This window comes from Pseudomonas sp. FEN, from assembly GCF_904067045.1.
Classification (GTDB): Bacteria; Pseudomonadota; Gammaproteobacteria; order Pseudomonadales; family Pseudomonadaceae; genus Aquipseudomonas.
In genome coordinates this window covers 61,468-78,814 of the sequence record NZ_CAJFDC010000013.1, presented here as the reverse complement: position 1 = coordinate 78,814, position 17,347 = coordinate 61,468, and the positions used below count along the sequence as shown (strand labels likewise).

Annotated in this window: 19 protein-coding genes; 4 read left to right on the top strand and 15 right to left on the bottom strand. The window is 62.5% G+C overall.

Features of this window, described 5'->3' with window-relative positions; genetic code table 11:
- Positions 1-2: 2 nt before the first annotated feature.
- From PFEN_RS14770 to PFEN_RS14740, 7 genes are all read right to left on the bottom strand, one after another.
- Positions 3-593: an amino acid synthesis family protein gene (locus tag PFEN_RS14770; protein WP_191487560.1), complete on the bottom strand. Its 591-nt coding sequence runs from the start codon at positions 591-593 to the stop codon at positions 3-5.
- Positions 594-818: 225 nt separating this feature from the next.
- Positions 819-1,103, bottom strand: coding sequence for a hypothetical protein (locus tag PFEN_RS14765; RefSeq protein WP_191487870.1), 285 nt, complete (start codon positions 1,101-1,103; stop codon positions 819-821).
- A 45-nt stretch (positions 1,104-1,148) separates the two neighbouring features.
- The gene (kdpC, locus tag PFEN_RS14760) at positions 1,149-1,772 is read right to left on the bottom strand and encodes a potassium-transporting ATPase subunit KdpC (protein ID WP_191487559.1); all 624 of its coding nucleotides are present in this window, start codon (positions 1,770-1,772) and stop codon (positions 1,149-1,151) included.
- A gap of 12 nt (positions 1,773-1,784) precedes the next feature.
- Positions 1,785-3,875, bottom strand: a complete 2,091-nt coding sequence (kdpB, locus tag PFEN_RS14755) for a potassium-transporting ATPase subunit KdpB (RefSeq protein WP_191487558.1) — start codon at positions 3,873-3,875, stop codon at positions 1,785-1,787.
- A gap of 16 nt (positions 3,876-3,891) precedes the next feature.
- Complete coding sequence (gene kdpA / locus PFEN_RS14750) at positions 3,892-5,619, bottom strand: potassium-transporting ATPase subunit KdpA (RefSeq protein ID WP_191487557.1); 1,728 nt, start codon at positions 5,617-5,619, stop codon at positions 3,892-3,894.
- Between the two features lie 60 nt (positions 5,620-5,679).
- A complete protein-coding gene (kdpF, locus tag PFEN_RS14745; RefSeq protein ID WP_191487556.1) occupies positions 5,680-5,772 on the bottom strand; it encodes a K(+)-transporting ATPase subunit F in 93 nt (30 codons plus the stop codon).
- An 84-nt stretch (positions 5,773-5,856) separates the two neighbouring features.
- Positions 5,857-6,003: a hypothetical protein gene (locus PFEN_RS14740; protein ID WP_164886179.1), complete on the bottom strand. Its 147-nt coding sequence runs from the start codon at positions 6,001-6,003 to the stop codon at positions 5,857-5,859.
- A gap of 164 nt (positions 6,004-6,167) precedes the next feature.
- Between PFEN_RS14740 and PFEN_RS14735 the strand changes: the two genes are divergently transcribed.
- Together PFEN_RS14735 and aroA are read left to right on the top strand one after the other, a co-directional pair.
- Positions 6,168-6,443: a hypothetical protein gene (locus PFEN_RS14735; RefSeq protein ID WP_224770965.1), complete on the top strand. Its 276-nt coding sequence runs from the start codon at positions 6,168-6,170 to the stop codon at positions 6,441-6,443.
- A gap of 86 nt (positions 6,444-6,529) precedes the next feature.
- Complete coding sequence (gene aroA, locus PFEN_RS14730; RefSeq protein WP_191487555.1) at positions 6,530-7,783, top strand: 3-phosphoshikimate 1-carboxyvinyltransferase; 1,254 nt, start codon at positions 6,530-6,532, stop codon at positions 7,781-7,783.
- A 9-nt stretch (positions 7,784-7,792) separates the two neighbouring features.
- On the opposite strand, the gene PFEN_RS14725 is transcribed toward aroA, so the two are convergent.
- Both PFEN_RS14725 and PFEN_RS14720 read right to left on the bottom strand, forming a co-directional pair.
- Positions 7,793-8,443, bottom strand: a complete 651-nt coding sequence (locus PFEN_RS14725; RefSeq protein WP_191487554.1) for an HAD family hydrolase — start codon at positions 8,441-8,443, stop codon at positions 7,793-7,795.
- Between the two features lie 102 nt (positions 8,444-8,545).
- Entirely contained in the window at positions 8,546-9,331 is a 786-nt protein-coding gene (locus PFEN_RS14720; protein WP_224770964.1) for an EAL domain-containing protein, read from the bottom strand.
- A gap of 432 nt (positions 9,332-9,763) precedes the next feature.
- On the opposite strand from PFEN_RS14720, the gene PFEN_RS14715 reads away from it, so the two are divergent.
- Together PFEN_RS14715 and PFEN_RS14710 are read left to right on the top strand one after the other, a co-directional pair.
- The gene (locus PFEN_RS14715) at positions 9,764-9,982 is read left to right on the top strand and encodes a hypothetical protein (protein ID WP_191487888.1); all 219 of its coding nucleotides are present in this window, start codon (positions 9,764-9,766) and stop codon (positions 9,980-9,982) included.
- A gap of 164 nt (positions 9,983-10,146) precedes the next feature.
- Positions 10,147-10,446, top strand: coding sequence for a putative quinol monooxygenase (locus PFEN_RS14710; RefSeq protein ID WP_191487553.1), 300 nt, complete (start codon positions 10,147-10,149; stop codon positions 10,444-10,446).
- 45 nt (positions 10,447-10,491) lie between these two features.
- Here the strand turns inward: PFEN_RS14710 and PFEN_RS14705 are convergent, their stop codons facing one another.
- The 6 genes from PFEN_RS14705 to PFEN_RS14680 all read right to left on the bottom strand — a co-directional run bounded on the left by PFEN_RS14705 (position 10,492) and on the right by PFEN_RS14680 (position 17,042).
- The gene (locus tag PFEN_RS14705; protein ID WP_191487552.1) at positions 10,492-11,265 is read right to left on the bottom strand and encodes a hypothetical protein; all 774 of its coding nucleotides are present in this window, start codon (positions 11,263-11,265) and stop codon (positions 10,492-10,494) included.
- Positions 11,258-11,608, bottom strand: a complete 351-nt coding sequence (locus PFEN_RS14700; protein WP_191487551.1) for a DUF2493 domain-containing protein — start codon at positions 11,606-11,608, stop codon at positions 11,258-11,260. The genes PFEN_RS14705 and PFEN_RS14700 overlap by 8 nt, the downstream gene beginning before the upstream one ends.
- Complete coding sequence (locus PFEN_RS14695) at positions 11,596-13,326, bottom strand: Na/Pi cotransporter family protein (RefSeq protein ID WP_191487550.1); 1,731 nt, start codon at positions 13,324-13,326, stop codon at positions 11,596-11,598. The genes PFEN_RS14700 and PFEN_RS14695 overlap by 13 nt, the downstream gene beginning before the upstream one ends.
- 23 nt (positions 13,327-13,349) lie before the next feature.
- Positions 13,350-13,565, bottom strand: coding sequence for a hypothetical protein (locus tag PFEN_RS14690; RefSeq protein WP_191487549.1), 216 nt, complete (start codon positions 13,563-13,565; stop codon positions 13,350-13,352).
- A gap of 185 nt (positions 13,566-13,750) precedes the next feature.
- A complete protein-coding gene (gene mgtA / locus PFEN_RS14685) occupies positions 13,751-16,462 on the bottom strand; it encodes a magnesium-translocating P-type ATPase (protein ID WP_191487548.1) in 2,712 nt (903 codons plus the stop codon).
- 286 nt (positions 16,463-16,748) lie between these two features.
- Positions 16,749-17,042: a hypothetical protein gene (locus tag PFEN_RS14680; RefSeq protein ID WP_191487547.1), complete on the bottom strand. Its 294-nt coding sequence runs from the start codon at positions 17,040-17,042 to the stop codon at positions 16,749-16,751.
- Positions 17,043-17,347: the final 305 nt, after the last annotated feature.

Sequence of the window (17,347 nt, the reverse complement as noted above, 5' to 3'; positions counted from 1 at the left end):
GATTATCGGGCTTTCTCGGCGGCCAGTTCTTCCAGGTCGATATAACGGTTGCCGATGCGCGGGTGCAGGCGGCCACCGTCGGCGCAGCCCAGGACGACAACGATTTCGTCGGCGCGCGGGGCGTCTTCGATGCGCATTTCCAGGGTGATGTAGTGTGAGCGCAGGCCTTCGTCGTCCTTGTGCATCATCGGGATCTGGATCGAGGTGCCGGGACCGCCGCGCTTGTTGGTGAAGCTCAGGTAGCTCTTGGCCTGGACCGCTTCGCGGTAGTGGTTGCCAAAGCGCAGGGTGTGGATCACCGCCGAGGCGTGTTCGATTTCACCGTCGGCGCCGACCACCGCGGCCTTGCCGTAGGCTTCGATGCGTTCGGCGCCGCCGATGGCGGCCACCAGGCGCTCGACCATCATGGCGCCGAGGTCGGAGCAGTTGGCGCGGATTTCCGGTTTCAGGTCTTCGACGAAACCCCGACCGAGCCAGGGGTTTTTCATCACCACGGCGAGGCCGATCATGGTCACCGGTTTGTCCGAGGCCTTGCCACCTTCGATCAGGGTCTGTTCGGAGTAGCTGACGATCTTGCGGATTTCGAAACTCATAAAGGGGCTCCTGAGGTGCACGATGAACATATGGTATGATGGTATACCATAATATTCGGCGTGCAAGCCCCTTGTGCAAGTTTGTAAGTCCTGTCTCTGCATCGGATCTTGAAAGTGCCGAAAAACCAGGAGCCAGCTTGCCGGCGATGAGGCCTGTCAGTCTTGTATTGACTTCAGGGACGCCATCGCCAGCAAGCTGGCTCCTACGGGGTGGGGTAGTGATGCTTATCGGCAGCCGGTCAGGGTGACCTGGCAGGTCGAGGGTGTTCCACCCGATTCAGCGGCGTAGCGCTGGCAGTTACCCATCGCTTTGACGCTGGCGGTTTTTACGCTCGGTCCCCAGGCCAATCCGCCATCCCCCTGCGTCGGCAGCGCCTTGGCGTAACAGGCATAACCTTCCACTGGGGTTTGCGAGCGCCTTCCCGAACAGCCGGCGATCAGCGAAAAACCGAGCGCCAGCATCAGCAGGCAGGACAGGATTGGGATGTTTCGTGGAATTTGTGCGTTCATATCAATTGTCACAGTTGCAGGCCAGATCATGCCTATTGTCCCGCCTTATTGATGCGCCGGATAGTCCCGTTGCAGAGCCTGGTTCAGGGCCAGCACGTTGACCCGCGATTCGCCGAACAGCCCAAGCGCCGGGGCCTGGGTATTGGCCTGGACCAGCGCCAGCACATTATCCAGTGGTGCGCCGCGTTGTTGCGCCACGCGGGTGGCCTGCAAGGCGGCATTCGCCGGGCTGATGTCCGGGTCCAGGCCGGAGGCCGAGGTGGTCAGCATATCGGCGGGCAGGGTCTGGCCGGCCAGTTCCGGCTGGGCCTGTTCCAGGGCATGCCGGTCGGCGCTGAGCCGATCGCCCAGGGCCTGGCTGGTCGGCCCGAGGTTGGAACCCGAGGAACTGGCGGCGTTATAGGGCGACGGCACGGTTTTCAGCGGATCCTTGGGATCGGTGTCGGTGGTGGCCGATGGCCGCCCGTGGAACCACTGCGGCGCATCCCATTGCTGGCCGATCAGCGCTGAACCTATGACCTGGCCCCCGGGGTTTTTCACCAGGCTGCCGTTGGCCTGGGCGGGAAACAGCAGTTGTCCGATCCCGGTGACGGCAAAGGGGTAGGCCAGGCCGCAGAGCACGAAGGTGACGGCGGTGACACGCAGGGCCGGTGACAAGAACTTGATCATGAGCAGATCCTCCTACAGGAACGGGGCCAGGCACAGGTCGATCAGTTTGATGCCGATAAAGGGCGCGATCAGCCCGCCGACGCCGTAGACCAGCAAGTTGCGGTAGAACATGGTTTCCGCGCTTTTGGGCATGAAGTTGACGCCGCGCAGGGCCAGGGGAATCAGCGCCGGAATGATCAGCGCGTTGAAGATCAGCGCCGAGAGGATCGCGCTTTGCGGTGTGGCCAGGTGCATCAGGTTCAACGCCGCCAAGCCCGGCAGGGCAACCATGAACAGCGCCGGCAGGATGGCGAAGTACTTGGCCACGTCGTTGGCGATGGAAAAGGTCGTCAGCGCCCCGCGGGTGATCAGCATGCGCTTGCCGATGGTGACCAGGTCCAGCAACTTGGTCGGGTCGGAGTCCAGGTCGATGATATTCGCTGCCTCCTTGGCCGGCATGGTCCCGGTGTACATGGCCAAGCCGACATCCGCCTGGGCCAGGGCCGGGGCGTCGTTGGTGCCGTCGCCGGTCATCGCCACCAGGTGCCCGGCCGCCTGCTCGCTACGGATCAGCTTGAGCTTGTCCTCGGGGGTGGCCTGGGCGACGAAATCGTCGAGCCCGGCCTGGGCGGCGATCACGCTGGCGGTGGTCGGGTTGTCGCCGGTGACCATCACCGTGCGGATGCCCATGGCGCGCAGTTGCGCGGCCCGCTCGCGGATCCCCGGCTTGAGCACGTCGGATAGATTGATGATGCCCAGGATCCGCCCGTCGATGGCCACCGCCAGGGGCGTCGCGCCTTGCTGGCTGACGCCGAGAGCAAGGCGTTCGAGGTCGGCGGGAATCTCGCTGGCGTAGCTCTCCCTGACGTAGCTCACCAGCGAGTCCACCGCGCCCTTGCGCACCATGCGGCCGTCGGCCAGATCGGAACCGCTCATGCGGGTTTGCGCCGAGAAGTCCATGCCCACAGCGTCTTCCAGCCGGCTTTCGTCCTGGATGCCCAGGCTCTTGGCATAGGCGGTGGTGGACTTGCCTTCCGGGGTGCTGTCGAACAGCGAGGCGAGGTAGGCCGCCTGTTGCAGTTCCTGGCGGGTGACCCCCTTGACCGGCAGCAGTTCGGTGGCCTGGCGGTTGCCGATGGTGATGGTCCCGGTCTTGTCCAGCAGCAGGGTGTTGACGTCACCGGCGGCTTCCACCGCCTTGCCGGACATCGCCAGCATATTGAAGCGCAGCGTGCGGTCGATGCCGGCAATGCCGATGGCCGAGAGCAGGGCGCCGATGGTGGTGGGGATCAGTGCGACGATCAGGGCCACCAGGTCGGCGACGTTGATCTGCGCATTGAGGTAGCTCGCCACCGGGGCGATGGCGCTGACCACGATGACGAAGATCAGGGTCAGCACCGAGAGCAGCACCGTGAGGGCGATCTCGTTCGGGGTCTTCTGCCGTTTGGCGCCTTCCACCAGGCTGATCATGCGGTCGAGAAAGGTGTTGCCGGGCGAGGCGGTGACCAGGATCACCAGTGAGTCGGAGATCACCTTGGTACCACCGGTGACGGTGGAGTTGACGTCCGAGCCGGACTCCTTGATCACTGGCGCGGATTCGCCGGTGATCATCGACTCGTCGACATAGGCCGCGCCCTCCACCACTTCGCCGTCCATGGGAATCAGTTCGCCACGGTCGACCTTGACCAGGTCATCCTTGCGCAGCGAAGCGGCGGACACCACTTCCAGGTGGCCGTCGGCGAGCAGCCGCGTGGCATTGAGCTGCGTGGTGGTCTGGCGCAACGACGCGGCCTTGGCCTTGCCTCGGCCCTCGGCCATGGCTTCGGCGAGGTTGGCGAACCACACCGTGATGAACAGGATGAAGGTCACCACGCCGTTGTACAGCGAGGTGGCATTCGACGGCCCGAACAGCTGTGGGTTGAGGGTCAGCGCGGCGGTCACCAGGGTGCCGATCCAGACCACGAACATGACCGGGTTCTTGATCTGCACCCGTGGGTCGAGCTTTTTCAGCGGTTCGACCAGGATCAGCCGCAGGCGCTCCTGCCGGTTGTCCGTGCGCGGCGTCTTGCGGGTCGCGACCGGGGTCGGCAGCGGGGCCAGTGGCAATGCTTTTTCAACTTTCATCTCAGTCTCCTCACCCTTAGAACAGCAAGTGCTTGTTCATGGCGAAAAACTCGGCGATCGGTCCCAGGACCAGCGCCGGCAGGAAGGTCAGTGCGCCGACGATGACGATCGTCGCCAGCCACCAGATGCCGAACATCGGGGTATCGGTGCGCAGGGTGCCTATGTTGGGTTGTTGAGTCGGTTTGGCGGCCAGCGAGCCGGCGACCGCCATCAGGAAGATGATCGAGGGATAACGACCGATCATGATCACGCAGGCAATGGCGATGTTGTACCAGGGTGTATTGGCGTTCAGACCGCCAAAGGCCGAGCCGTTGTTGGCCGCGGCGGAGCTGAAGGCGTAGAGCACTTCCGAATAGCCATGCGCCCCGGCGTTGCCCAGCGAGGCTACGCCATAGGGCATGACCATGGACCAGGCCGACGGCGCAAGGATCACCAGCGGGTGAATCAGCATGGCCAGCGAGATCAGGATGATTTCGCGTTTCTCGATCTTCTTGCCGAGGAATTCCGGGGTGCGCCCGACCATCAGGCCGGCGACGAAGATCCCGATCAGGCCGTAGATCAGGAAGTTCAGGAAGCCCACGCCCTTACCGCCGAAGACGCATTGCAGCATCATCTGTACCAGGGTCGAGAGACCGCCCAGCGGGGTGAAGCTGTCGTGCATCGAGTTGATCGAGCCGGTGGTGAACGCCGTGGTGTAGGCGGCGTACAGTCCGCTCTGGGCGATGCCGAAGCGTACTTCCTTGCCTTCCATATTGCCGCCGGCCTGCAGGGCGCTGGCATGGGCATCGATACCCAACTGGCTGAGCAATGGTGTACCGGCCTGCTCGGGAATCACGCAGAGCAACAGGAAACCCACCAGCATCAAGGCCATGACGCTGTAGATCACCGCGCTCTGGCGGTGGTTCTTGATCATATGACCGAACATCACCACCAGCGCGGCGGGCAGGCTGGCCATCAACAGGATCAGTACGAAGTTGCTCAGGGCGCTGGGGTTCTGGAACGGATGCGCGGCATTGACGTTGAAGAAACCGCCGCCGTTGGTGCCGAGGTTTTCAATCGCTTCCTGGGCCGCGACCGGGCCCAGGGTCAGGGTCTGGTGGCCACCCTGGAGGGTGTCGGTCACCACGCTGGCATCCAGGGTCTGCGGTACGCCTTGCCAGATCAGGAACAGGCTCAGCACCAGCACCACCGGCAGCAGCACCCGGGTGGTGAAGCGGATCAGGTCGCGATAGAAGTTGCCGAGATTGGCGCCGCCGTCGGTGACCAGCAAGGCACGGATAAAGGCAATCGCCACCACGAAACCGGTCGCCGCCGAGGTGAACATCGGAAAGGTGATGGCCGCCATCTGGCTGAAGTTGGACAGGGTGCTTTCGCCGCCATAACTCTGCCAGTTGGTGTTGGTTATGAAGCTGATGGCGGTGTTGAACGCCTGCATCGGTTCCATGCCGGCGAAATGCTGCGGGTTGAGCGGCAGGACATTCTGGAAGATCAGCACCAGGTAGATGAGCAGGGCCATCACCAGGTTGGTCGCCAGCATGTGCAGGGTGTAACTTTTCCAGTTCATCGCCTGGCTGCAGGCCTGTTTGCCGATCAGCCGGTAGAGCAGGCTGTCCAGCGGATCGATCAGCCGGTCGAGCAGGGTTTTCTGATCAGTCACCACCCTAGCCAGATAACGTCCCGCCACCAGGCTCAGGGCTAGTGTGGCGATCAAGGTAATGATGATTTGTAGCCAGAGGTGTGACATTGCATTAACTCCTGAATCAGCGGACTTTTCTGGCGTGCGCGATTGAGTAGAAACAGGCAGTCAGAACTTTTCCGGGTTGATAACGGCGTAGAACAGATAGATCACTACGCCGACCACCAGCGCCAGTAACAGATCAATGGCCATGTCGGGCATTCCTTCTCGGGGTACTTGAGCGGGATGGCGGGCGAAGAACTCCCGCTGGATTGTTTGAACTCTATCGGCGAGCCGTTTCCAGAATCAGTTGCGGCTGTGTCGGTTCGGCAGGACGGGCTTGATATCCGGGGCTTTCGAGGGCGTGATGACGTTGTCGGCAAAGTAGACGACCAGCCCGCACAACAGATAGAAACCGATGATCGCTGCAAACAGGAGTGCGCTGAGTAACATGACGTTAGTCCTCGATACCTGTGGCGTTAGTGGGCACTTTCAATCGGCGTGACCGATCTTGGTGGGTACGCTTCCAGTATAAGTAGAGGGTTATCAGGCCCCGATAAGGCCTGCGTCTTTTTAGTGAATGGTGCTATCAATTTTCCGTAAAAAAACTTGGCGAATTGATACTTGAGGTCCTGACGGACATCAAGGCTGTAAACAACGCATTCTGGCGGGAGAAACTCAACGATATCGTCGAGGCGATCTCGGTCCGCCAATGCGTGCGCCGAAGCGATTTCGGCCGTGGGGAAATCCGCCTGGCGCTGATCGGGGCCAAGGCCGGCGGGCTGCTGGATGTCCGCAATTTCGTCGATTATTTCGCGGAGTACTTCGAGATTTCCCGGGCGACGCTTTACAACTACCTGAAAGCCATTGCCGCCGACGACGGAAACGGATGATCGAGTGGGCGCATTAATGGCATCATGGTGGACTGTCGAGGTGCACAAGCTTGTGCGCTTATCTTTCGAGCCTGGAGAGTTGATGAATGGCTGTGCAGCAAACCCTCACCGTGATCCCGCCGAACGCGTCCCTGAACGGAAAGGTGACGCCGCCCGGTTCGAAGTCGATCACTAACCGGGCCTTGTTGCTCGCCGCCCTGGCCAAGGGTACCAGCCGCCTGTCCGGTGCACTGAAAAGCGATGACACCCGCCATATGTCCACCGCCCTGCGGCAGATGGGCGTGCAGATCGACGAACCGGACGAGACCACCTTCGTGGTCACCGGCAATGGCAAGCTGCAAGTGCCGGAACAAGCGCTGCTCCTCGGCAATGCCGGGACCGCGGTGCGCTTCCTGACCGCGGCGGTGACCACGGTGAATGGCCGGGTGGTGCTGGATGGCGACCACTATATGCGCAAGCGTCCGATCGGTCCGTTGCTCGAAGCCCTGCAGCGCGGTGGCCTGGACGTCGCCAGCGAGACCGGTTGCCCGCCGGTGATCGTGAACGGTCGCGGCGGCGTGCAGGCCAAGCGTTTCGAGATCGACGGCGGCCTGTCCAGCCAGTACGTGTCGGCCCTGCTGATGCTGGCGGCCTGCGGCGAGGCGCCGATCGAAGTGGCGTTGACCGGCAAGGACATCGGTGCCCGTGGCTACGTCGACCTGACCATTGCCTGCATGCAGGCCTTTGGGGCCCAGGTCGAGGTGCTGGACGAGACCCTCTGGCGGGTCGCCGCCACCGGCTACCGTGCCTGTGATTATCGGATCGAGCCGGACGCCTCGGCCGCCACCTACCTGTGGGCGGCGCAAGCCCTGACCGACGGCCATATCGACCTGGGCGTGGCCGGTGAAGACTTCACCCAGCCGGACGCCAAGGCGCTGGAAGTGATCCAGCAGTTCCCGCGCATGCCGGCGGTGATCAACGGCTCGCAGATGCAGGACGCCATCCCGACCCTGGCGGTGCTGGCGGCGTTCAATACCACCCCGGTGCGCTTCGTCGAGCTGGCGAACCTGCGGGTCAAGGAGTGCGATCGGGTCCAGGCGCTGTTCGATGGTCTCAACGGCATTCGTCCGGGGCTGGCGAGCGTGGAAGGCGACGACCTGCTGGTCGCCGCCGATCCGACCCTGGCCGGTACCCGCTGCGATGCCCTGATCGATACCCACTCCGACCATCGCATTGCCATGTGCTTCGCCCTGGCCGGCTTGAAAGTTGCGGGTATCCGCATCCAGGACCCCGATTGCGTGGCCAAGACCTACCCGGATTACTGGAAGGCCCTGGCTTCGCTGGGCGTCCGCTACGTCTGACGGCTGCGGTCAGGCCTGGACCAGCGCCAGGCCCTGATCGTTGATATCGATGAGCACCTGCCGATAATCGGCCAGTACCCGGTGCGGGGTTTCCATCGGGTAGGCGTGGGTGGCGCTGATCACCACCACGCGGGCCTGCGCCGCTTCGCCAGCGCTAATGCCCGCCGGGGCATCTTCAAACACCAGGCAGTCTTGTGGCCGCACGCCCAGGCGCTGTGCCGCCAGTAGGTAGCAGTCGGGCGCCGGCTTGCCATGGGCGATGTCTTCGGCGGTGATCACCAGTGGCGGAAAATCCAGGCCGGCTGCGGCCATCCGGCGTTCGGCCAGGGCCCGTGGCGCCGAGGTGACAATCGCCCAGCGCTCCGGCGGCAGGCTGGCGAGAAAGGCTTTTGCCCCTTCGATGGCGATCACCCCTTCGACGTCGTCGATTTCGGCCTGGGTGATTGCCGCCGCTTCATGCTCGGGATCGACGCCCGGCAGGTTCTGGCGGCGCACGGTCTCGATACTGCGCACGCCGTGAATGGTCTGCAGGAAGGCTTGCACATCGAGGCCATGGCGCTCTGCCCAGTGGGCCCAGACGCGCTCGGCGCTGGCGATGGAGTTGAGCAGGGTGCCGTCCATATCGAATAGAAACGCCGCGAATCGCTGACCTTCAACCATCTCTGTTCTCCGCTGTCAGCCCTCGTCGCGGGGCAAAAGCAGCATGTTAGCACGGGCTTTTAGATTGTTTTTAGCCGTGCGCGGAGCAGGTCGGCGGCTTGTTCAAGCGTCCTGGCGGTTGCCTGCCGGTTCGGTTGGCCATGTAATGCAGGGCAGGGCTTCGAACTGCGGGCGGGCGAACAGGTAGCCCTGGAAGAGTTCGACGCCCAGGCGGCGGAGCTGGAGATACTCCCCTTCGCTTTCGACGCCCTCGGCAATCACCCGCATGTCGAGAGATCGACACATATTCAGGATATTTTCGACGATGACCAGTCTTACCCGGTTATCCTGGATATTCCGGATAAGCTCCATGTCCAGCTTGATGATGTCGGGTTGAAACTCGGCGAGAAAACAGAGCCCGGAATAACCTGCACCAAAGTCGTCAATGGCGGTCTTGAAGCCTTGTTTCCTGTATTCCAGCATAATTTGCTTGATATGCTGCTTATCGACCAGGTACTCGTTTTCGGTGACTTCGAAGATGATTCGGCTGGTCGGGAAGTTGAAGCGTTTTGCCGCCTCCAGCGTGGCACGGATGCAGGCCGCCGGCTGGTACACCGCATTGGGCAGGAAGTTGATACTGAGATAGCAAGGTATGGCGAGTCGAGCGGCCAATTCGACAGCTTTTACCCGGCATGCCTGATCGAAGGCATAACGATTGCTTGCAGAAACCCGGCTCAAAATACTTTGGGCGCCACTGCCGTCGAGTCCGCGGACCAGTGCTTCGTATGCAAATACCTGCCGTGTGCGGGCATCGACGATTGGCTGGAATGCCATGCTGAAGTCGAATTCGAGAGCGGTGCCTTCTTTACAGGCAAGACAGCCTCCGGATGAAGCTGGGGGAGTATCCATGGCGATTCGCTCGTGCTAATGAAAAAAGTAGGGTCGCGTCCGTGTCCGCCTATGCCCAGCCGCTTGAAGGGCGGGTAACAAGGGGCTAGCGCCGCTGTTGAGCAACGCTGGGCGGGAATCTTCGGCTTGAGACCGCACCCCAACACTCAGTGTGCTCAATGTGCACACTATTTGCTGCTGCGCAGAGCATAGTCCGGGAAATTCGACTTTTCCGACCCGTACGGGGCGATATCAATGATATTACTTTGATGTCAGCCATACGCTCTACGAGTCCCACCCCAAGGAAGTGGCCGCGCTGATCGAACAGGCGGCAAAACACGCGCTGGACGCCAGGTAATCGCAGCCCGCTCACGCAGAGTGGAGGGAGCGGCAGGCATTGCCTACACTGGAATAGAAAGCCCGGATGGTCCGGGCTGCTGATGCGAGGTGCGTATGGATACTCAACCTGCTTCCCCGTTCACGGCGTTTGCGTATCAACGCGTCCACGCCATGCCCTGGCGCAAGGTGCCGATCCCGGATGAGGATCAAGAGCCGCTCAGTGAGAGCCCGAACACCGAAACCGATCACCCGGTGCCGCCGCAAACCTGGAAACACCCCGACGATGGCAAGAGCCTGTCGGAGCTGGACGAAGAACTGCCGCTCAAACCCTGAGACACACGGCCCGGCGCAAAGCCGGGCTGTGCTGTTCGTCCGTCGCTGCAAACCCCTCCCCAATCAACGCCGCGCCTGTGGCGAATGCACGTCCTTGACTTGAAGGCGCCGGTGCAAGGGCTCATGATCGCCGACGACTCCATCTCCCTTTTCCAGGAAATCCCATGAACCATGAAATTCGTGTCGTTGCCATTCTTCATGCCAAGCCGGGCAAGGCCGCGGAGCTGGAGCCCCATCTTAGGGCTTGCGTGATCCCGTCCCGTGCCGAAGCTGGCTGCCGTGAGTATGTCCTGCATGTCGATCAGGCCGATCCAGAGCGTTTTGTCTTCGTCGAGCGTTGGATCGACCATGACGCCATCGAACACCACCGCAACACCGCGCACTATCGGGTGATGGCCGCTGCGATCGGCGATTTGTTGAGCGAGCGCCAGGTCCTGCTGCTGGATGAGGTGCCCGGGCAGTAAGGCGGATGAACCAGGCGTGCACGCACCAGGTTCGTCAGCGGTCGTTTAGAAGCGCACAGTCGCCCCGGTGGTGAGCCAGCGGTCACGGTCGCCCGACAGGTGTTGACCGGCTACCAGGTCAATGTCGAGGTGTTTGCCAATATGCAGGCGCGGTCCGGCCTGCCAGCCCTGATCGCCATCTTGTTGGCCGAAACGCTCGGCCACCAGGGTCAGCGATGGCAGTATGTCGTATTCCACACCGCTGCCCCAGGTCAGGCCCTCGCCGGGCGCGCCGTCGTTGTGGGCATGGTACCAGCCGCCGCTGACGGTCAGGCGCAAGGCTTCGAACGGTGTGTAGGTCAGTGGCAGCGCGAGGTCGGCGCCGTCGAAGGCATGCCGGCGAGCCGTGGCGACATGGGCCTGGACCAGGACAGCGGCTTCGAGGCCCAGGTCTTCGCGAGTGAAAATCGAGGCCTTGAGGTGCGGGCTGAGCATCGTCCTGTGCTCGCCGTCGTCGCGGCTGCGGTTGATGTCGGCCCCCAGTTGCACGGAGGGCAGGCCGCTCGGCGCGCAGTCCGCCGACAGCACGGTTTCGCCGCTCGCGGCGTGGTGCCGGCCACTTTTGTACCAGGTGTCGACATTGCACTGCCCGGGGGCGTTGACCCCGCCGTCATCGACAACATACGAGCCGCCGGCCGCATGGGCCTTGGAGTAGAGCGAAAGCGGCAGGAAGCTGCCGAAGGTGGCACCGACAAAGACCACCGAGCGCTGCAGGGCGCGACGCTGGGCGGCGGGTAGGTGCTTAAGCAGGGAAGTGGAAGCCGTTGGTTTTTCAGTCATGGTTGATGCTCCTTATTTCGATATTCATGGCTTTGGCCTGGGCCACCAGTTCTTCGGTGTCGCTGCCGCCGGGAAAGGCAATGACCAGCTCCGGATCGCTGTCCATCAGCATGAACTGGTTGCGCCGGCGTTCAGCCTGCTTGCCGAAGAGCTGCCAATTGGAGGGATAGCGCACCAGGTGCGCGCCGTTTTCCCGGGCCCAATCCTCGATTTCGCTGCCGAGGAACTGGTTGCCGCCGTGGATCAGCACGCTGATCGCGCGGTACCGGTGATAGGCCTCCAGCACCTTTCGGCACATGGCGGTGTCCAGGTAATAGCGCCCGGCGCAGATCAGGACGCGCATGGGTAGTTATCCTTGTCGGTCAGTGTTGCGTCGTTGCGGTCAAGGCTGTGCAGCGGCCTTGGCGTCGACTCGTTCGCGCCCGCGGGCCGAGCTTCGAGGACACGTTCTCCCGCGCGTTCAAGCACCGGATAGGCCAGCGCCGCGATGTGGTGGTGCACGCGCCGGTAATCGCGCAGCACCCGCTGGAAAATATCCCCCGATTCGGCCCAGGTGCTCTTGTCGGCGCTGAGTTTGCGAAAGTGTTCGCGGCTGGCGCCGGCTTCCAGGCGACGAATGACTTCCTTGCGCTCCACCAGGCGGTGCGCCGTGACGATGTCTTCGCGCAGGAACACCGTGACCGCCAGGCTCAGACTTTCGCGTAGTTCCTCGTGCAATGGGTGGATGTGCCCTTGTTCGAACTCGGAGAAGCTTTCGCCACGGCGTCGACGCCGTGCCGCCAACTGGGCGAGGTTGCTGGAGAGGATATCGCCGGCATGCTCCAGGTTGATCACGAACAAGAGGATTTCCTGGGCGCGGCCGGCATCCTCGTCGCTCAGGCCGTCCTGGCCGATATCCGCGAGGTAGGCACGGATCGCCGCGCTGAGCAGGTCCAGGGACTGGTCGAGGCGGCGGATGTCCTCGGCCGAGACTTCAGCGGGTTCCTGGAACAGTAGCAATACCTGGTCGAGCATCACCGCGAGCATGTCGGCGATGCGCAGGGCTTCGCGCACGGCGTTCGACAGGCCGATATTGGCCACCTCCAGGCCGGCCTCGTCGAGGTATTGCGGCATGCCTGGGTCGGCAGCCTGCTCCGGTGTCGGCAGCAGGCGTGTCAGTCCGTTGGCGAGCCAATCCAGCAAGCCGATAAAGCCCAGGCCCAGGAGCAGGTTGAAGGCGATATGCAGGTAGACCACCAGATGGGCGGGCGCGATGGCGGTGTCGGCCAGGCTCTTGCCGAGCACCGTGGCAAACGGCAACACCAGCAGCGCGCCGCACAGCCGCACCAGCAGGTTGCCCAGGGGCAGGCGTCGGGCAACCGGGGTCGTGGCATTCATCAGCGAGGGCAGGGCACCGCCGAGATTGACCCCGAGCACCAGGGCCAGGGTGGTGACCGGTGATATCAACCCGGTACCGGCCAGGGAGGCGATCAACAGGATCACCGCGACGCTGGAATGGCATATCCAGGTCAGCAGCAGCGCCACCAGCAGGGCGATCAACAGGTCGCCGTCGAGGCTTTGCATGATCACATGGAACAGCGGTGTGCTTTCCATCTGCCCGAGGGCGCCACCGAGCAGGCTCAGGGCGAGCAGCATCAGGCCCAGGCCGATCAGGGCGCAGCCGACGCTTTCATAGCGCGAGTCGTCGCGCAGGCGGAACACCACGAAGCCCGCCAGCAGCACCAGGGGAACGGCGATCGAGGTGTCGAAGCTGAGCAGTTGCACGACCAGGGTCGAGCCGATATTGGCCCCGAGCATCACCGCCAGCGCCGGGGCGAGGCTGAGGGTGCCGGCGGCGGTGAACGAGGTGGCCATCAGGCTCACCGCGGTGCTGCTTTGCAGCACGCTGGTGATGCCGATGCCGCAGAGCAGGGCCTTCCAGCGTTTATCGAGATTGCGGCCCAGGCCATTGCGCAGCTGGGTGCCAAAGCCGCGCAGCAGGGCGCTTGAAATCATGTGGGTGCCCCATAGCAACAGGGCTATGGCGCCGGCGAGGTGGATCAACAGAGCGGTTCCAGACATGAGGATTCTCCACGTACTGGTTGTTACTTTCTGGGTGGGCGCAGCAGCCTCACCGAAGCACGACTGATGGTGCTGGAGAACGCCAGCAGGTAGCGCATTTCGATAGCGGTCAGCGTCCCGCGAACATAGAGCTTCACGGTGACCCGCCTGACCACTTTTGCCGCTTGGGTCAGGAACAGGACCGACAGCGCCCGATAGCTGTAGTCGAGAACGGCGAGGAACTGGTTGAGTGGTTCCATGCTGGGCTCCGGGGCGTGGCCGGGTGGTGGGTGCCAGTGTGTGAATACAAGGGGGGGACACCACGACCCCTGTAGGAGCGGGGCTTGTCGGATCGCCGCACCGCCGCGAAGCTTTTGGTGGCCTCAAGGGCCCCTTCGCGAGCAAGCTCTGCTCCTACAGGTTCGGTGTCATCCTTGCCGCTGTGTCAGAACCACTGCTTGAAGCGGCGGATATAGAAGGTCTTCATGCCCTGGGCGACCACGCAGTAGGCCAACAGGGTGCCGATCAACCACGGGAAGTAGGCCATCGGCAACGGCACCAGGCCGACCAGCGTGCCCAGTGGCGAGAACGGCAGGTAGATACCGATGGACACCGCCAGGCAGGTCATGACGATGATCGGCAACGACGCGGTGCTCTGGAAGAACGGGATCTTCTGGGTCCGCAGCATATGCACCACCAGGGTCTGCGACAGCAGGCCTTCGATAAACCAGCCGGACTGGAACAGCGCCTGGGCTTCCACGCTGTTGGCGGCGAACACGTACCACATCAGGGCAAAGGTGGTCATGTCGAAGATCGACGAGGTCGGCCCGATCCACAGCATGAAGCGGCCGATGTTCTTCGCGTCCCACTTGCGCGGTTTGCGCAGGAACTCCTTGTCCATCCTGTCCCACGGTAGCGCCAGTTGCGAGATGTCGTAGATCAGGTTCTGCAGCAGCAGGTGGATCGACAGCATCGGCAGGAACGGAATGAACGCACTGGCCACCAGCACCGAGAACACATTGCCGAAGTTGGAGCTGGCGGTCATGTTCAGGTACTTCATGATATTGCCGAAGGTTTCGCGGCCCTTGAGCACGCCTTCTTCCAGCACCATCAGGCTCTTTTCCAGCAGGATGATATCAGCCGATTCCTTGGCGATGTCGGTGCCGCTGTCCACCGAGATGCCGACATCGGCATCGCGCAGGGCCGGCGCATCGTTGATGCCGTCGCCGAGGAAGCCGACGGTGTGACCGTTGGCTTGCAGGGCCTTGAGCACCCGGGATTTCTGCAGTGGGGTCAACTTGGCGAAGACCGTGCGTTCCTCGACCCGCAGTTGGAGGGTCGCCTCGTCCATGTGCTCGATATCCTGGCCCAGCAGCGGCAGGCCCGGTTCCAGTCCGACTTCGCGGCAGATCTTGCAGGTGACCACGGCGTTGTCACCGGTCAGCACCTTGACCGTGACGCCGATATCGCGCAGGGCGGCAATCGCCGGCCCGGCGGTTTCCTTCGGCGGATCGAGGAAGGTCAGGAAGCCGCGGATGACCAGGTCACGCTCATCGGCGGTCTTGTATTGCGCCTTGGTCTGCGGCTGGAGAATGTCCCGGGTCGCTAGCAGCAGGACGCGGAAACCGTCTTGGTTGTAATCGTTGGCCAGGGCCAGCAGGCTCTTGCGGCGCTGCTCGTCCAGGGCCACGACGTTGTTGCCGTCCATGACGTGGCTGGAGATGGCGAGCATTTCCTCGACCGCGCCCTTGCACACCAGCAGGTGATCGTTGCGGCTGTCCTTGACGATGATCGACAGGCGCCGACGGACGAAATCGAAGGGCAGCTCATCGACCTTGCTGTAGGCGAACGGCTCCTGGAACTTGGGATTCTCCCGGGAGAACCGCAGGACCGCCTGGTCCATCAGGTTCTTCATGCCGCTCTGGTGATAGCTGTTGAGCCAGGCCAGGCCGAGCACTGCGTCATCGCGCTGGCCGGCGGCGTCGACGTGGTGCTCGAGAATGATCTTGTCCTGGGTCAGGGTGCCGGTCTTGTCGGTGCACAGCACATCCATGGAGCCGAAGTTCTGGATCGCGTTCAGGCGCTTGACCACCACCTTGCGCCGGGCCATGGCCATGGCGCCCTTGGCGAGGTTGGCGCTGACGATCATCGGCAGCATTTCCGGGGTCAGGCCCACCGCCACCGCCAGGGCGAAGAGCAGGGCATCGCTCCAGTCGCCTTTGGAGAAACCATTGAGCAGGAACACGATCGGCACCATCACCAGCATGAAGCGGATCAGCAGCCAGCTGACACTGTTCACCCCGCGGTCGAAGGCCGTCTGTACCCGCGAGCCGACAATCGCCTTGGCCAGCGAGCCGAAGTAGGTGCGCGCACCGGTGGCGACCACCACCGCCTTGGCGGTGCCGCTGACCACGTTGGTGCCCATGAAGCAGATGTTCTGCAGGTCCAGCAGGTTGCTCTGATCGGTGCCAGTGGCGGCGGACTTTGCCGCGACATCGCCGAGGGTGTCGTACTTTTCCACCGGCAAGGCTTCGCCGGTGAGCACGGCCTGGCTGATAAACAGGTCACGGGACTCGATCAGGCGGATATCCGCCGGGATCATGTCGCCGGCCGACAGTTGCACGATATCGCCGGCCACCAGATCGCGCATCGGCACTTCGCGCAGCACCGGTTTGTTGCCCGGCTGCTCACGCCGCAGCACGCTGGCGGTGGTGCGGACCATGGCCTTGAGTGCTTCGGCGGACTTGGCCGAACGGTGTTCCTGCCAGAAGCGCAGGGTGCTGCTCAGGGTCACCATGGTCATGATGATGATGACCTTGGTCAGGTCGCCTTCTTCGCCAGCGCGTTCGGCCAGCCAGAAGTCGGTGAAGAAGCTGATGCCGGCGAGGATCAGCAGCACATAGATAAACGGGTTGTTCAGCGCCTGGAGGAACTGGATCAGCGCGTGTGGCGGCTTGTCGTGGGCGACTTCGTTGAAGCCATCGCGTTGCAGGCGGCCGGCGGCGTCCAGTTCGGTCAGGCCGTCGCGGCTGGCGTTGACGTTGCTGAAAGTGGTGGCGAGGGTGTGCTGGGCTTCGCGGGCGGCGCGCATCGACAGCTTGGTGTCTTCCTTGGCGCGGTTTGCGGTGGGCCGGATCGGGTCTTTGACTGCATTCATGGTTATGCCTCTGTCACTTCTTCGTGACCGGGCATATAGACGTTTCACCTATTCGACAGGCGAACGAATACAGGCCGAGTCACGCGCGGGCGATGAATTCGGATAAGAGGGTGTATAAAGTTTTAACGTTCGCTGCCCGTCCACGAAAGTGTAACGGACAGCGAACCGCCTACTGGCTTCGTCCATAATGAAGTGCTCGAATTCCAATAATTAAAAACATAACTAAACCCTACACTTCGAAGTTCGAAATGTTGTGGCGGTAGTTGTCGTTGTCGGCGCCAGGCGATTAAGCGGCGCGGGCCTCGACAGACAGGTTCAGGGTCAGGCCGGCGCGCTGCAGCAACTGCGCAAGCCCGGGACTCTGTGGGTCCTGGCTGTCATCGAAATTCCAGCGCTGTTGCAACTGGCCGGTGGCCGGGCAGATGCGCCAGCTGACGGAGGCGCGCAGCGAGGTCTTGTAGGATGGGGCGGCGAACAGGGCAGCGTCGCGGGCCGATTTCAGCGGCTCGCGCGACAGCTTGACGCGCATGTTCGAAGCAAAGGCGCGAACGCCGGGTATTACAGAGGATTTGAAAGTCATAACACACCTCGCGACCGGACTGGCGCCGGTAGAGGCGAGTTACGGAGAGAGCATCAAGCCCTGGCGCAGCTCACCCGACCTGTGCGTCGAGTCCCGTCATTTTCTGGGTTAAGCGCCCGGTGAGCCGCATTCGCGGGAACCGGACAGCGTCTAGATACTGTGTCCATTGGGTTCTTTTGTGAGTTGAAAAAAGGCCTGAGCAGCAGGCACGGGGAATTTACTCAACGAGGTCCTCGAAGTCAACAACCAATGTGGCGTTTTGTTGTATTCACCTGAATATAAGCTGACGAGAAGGGAATCAGTCT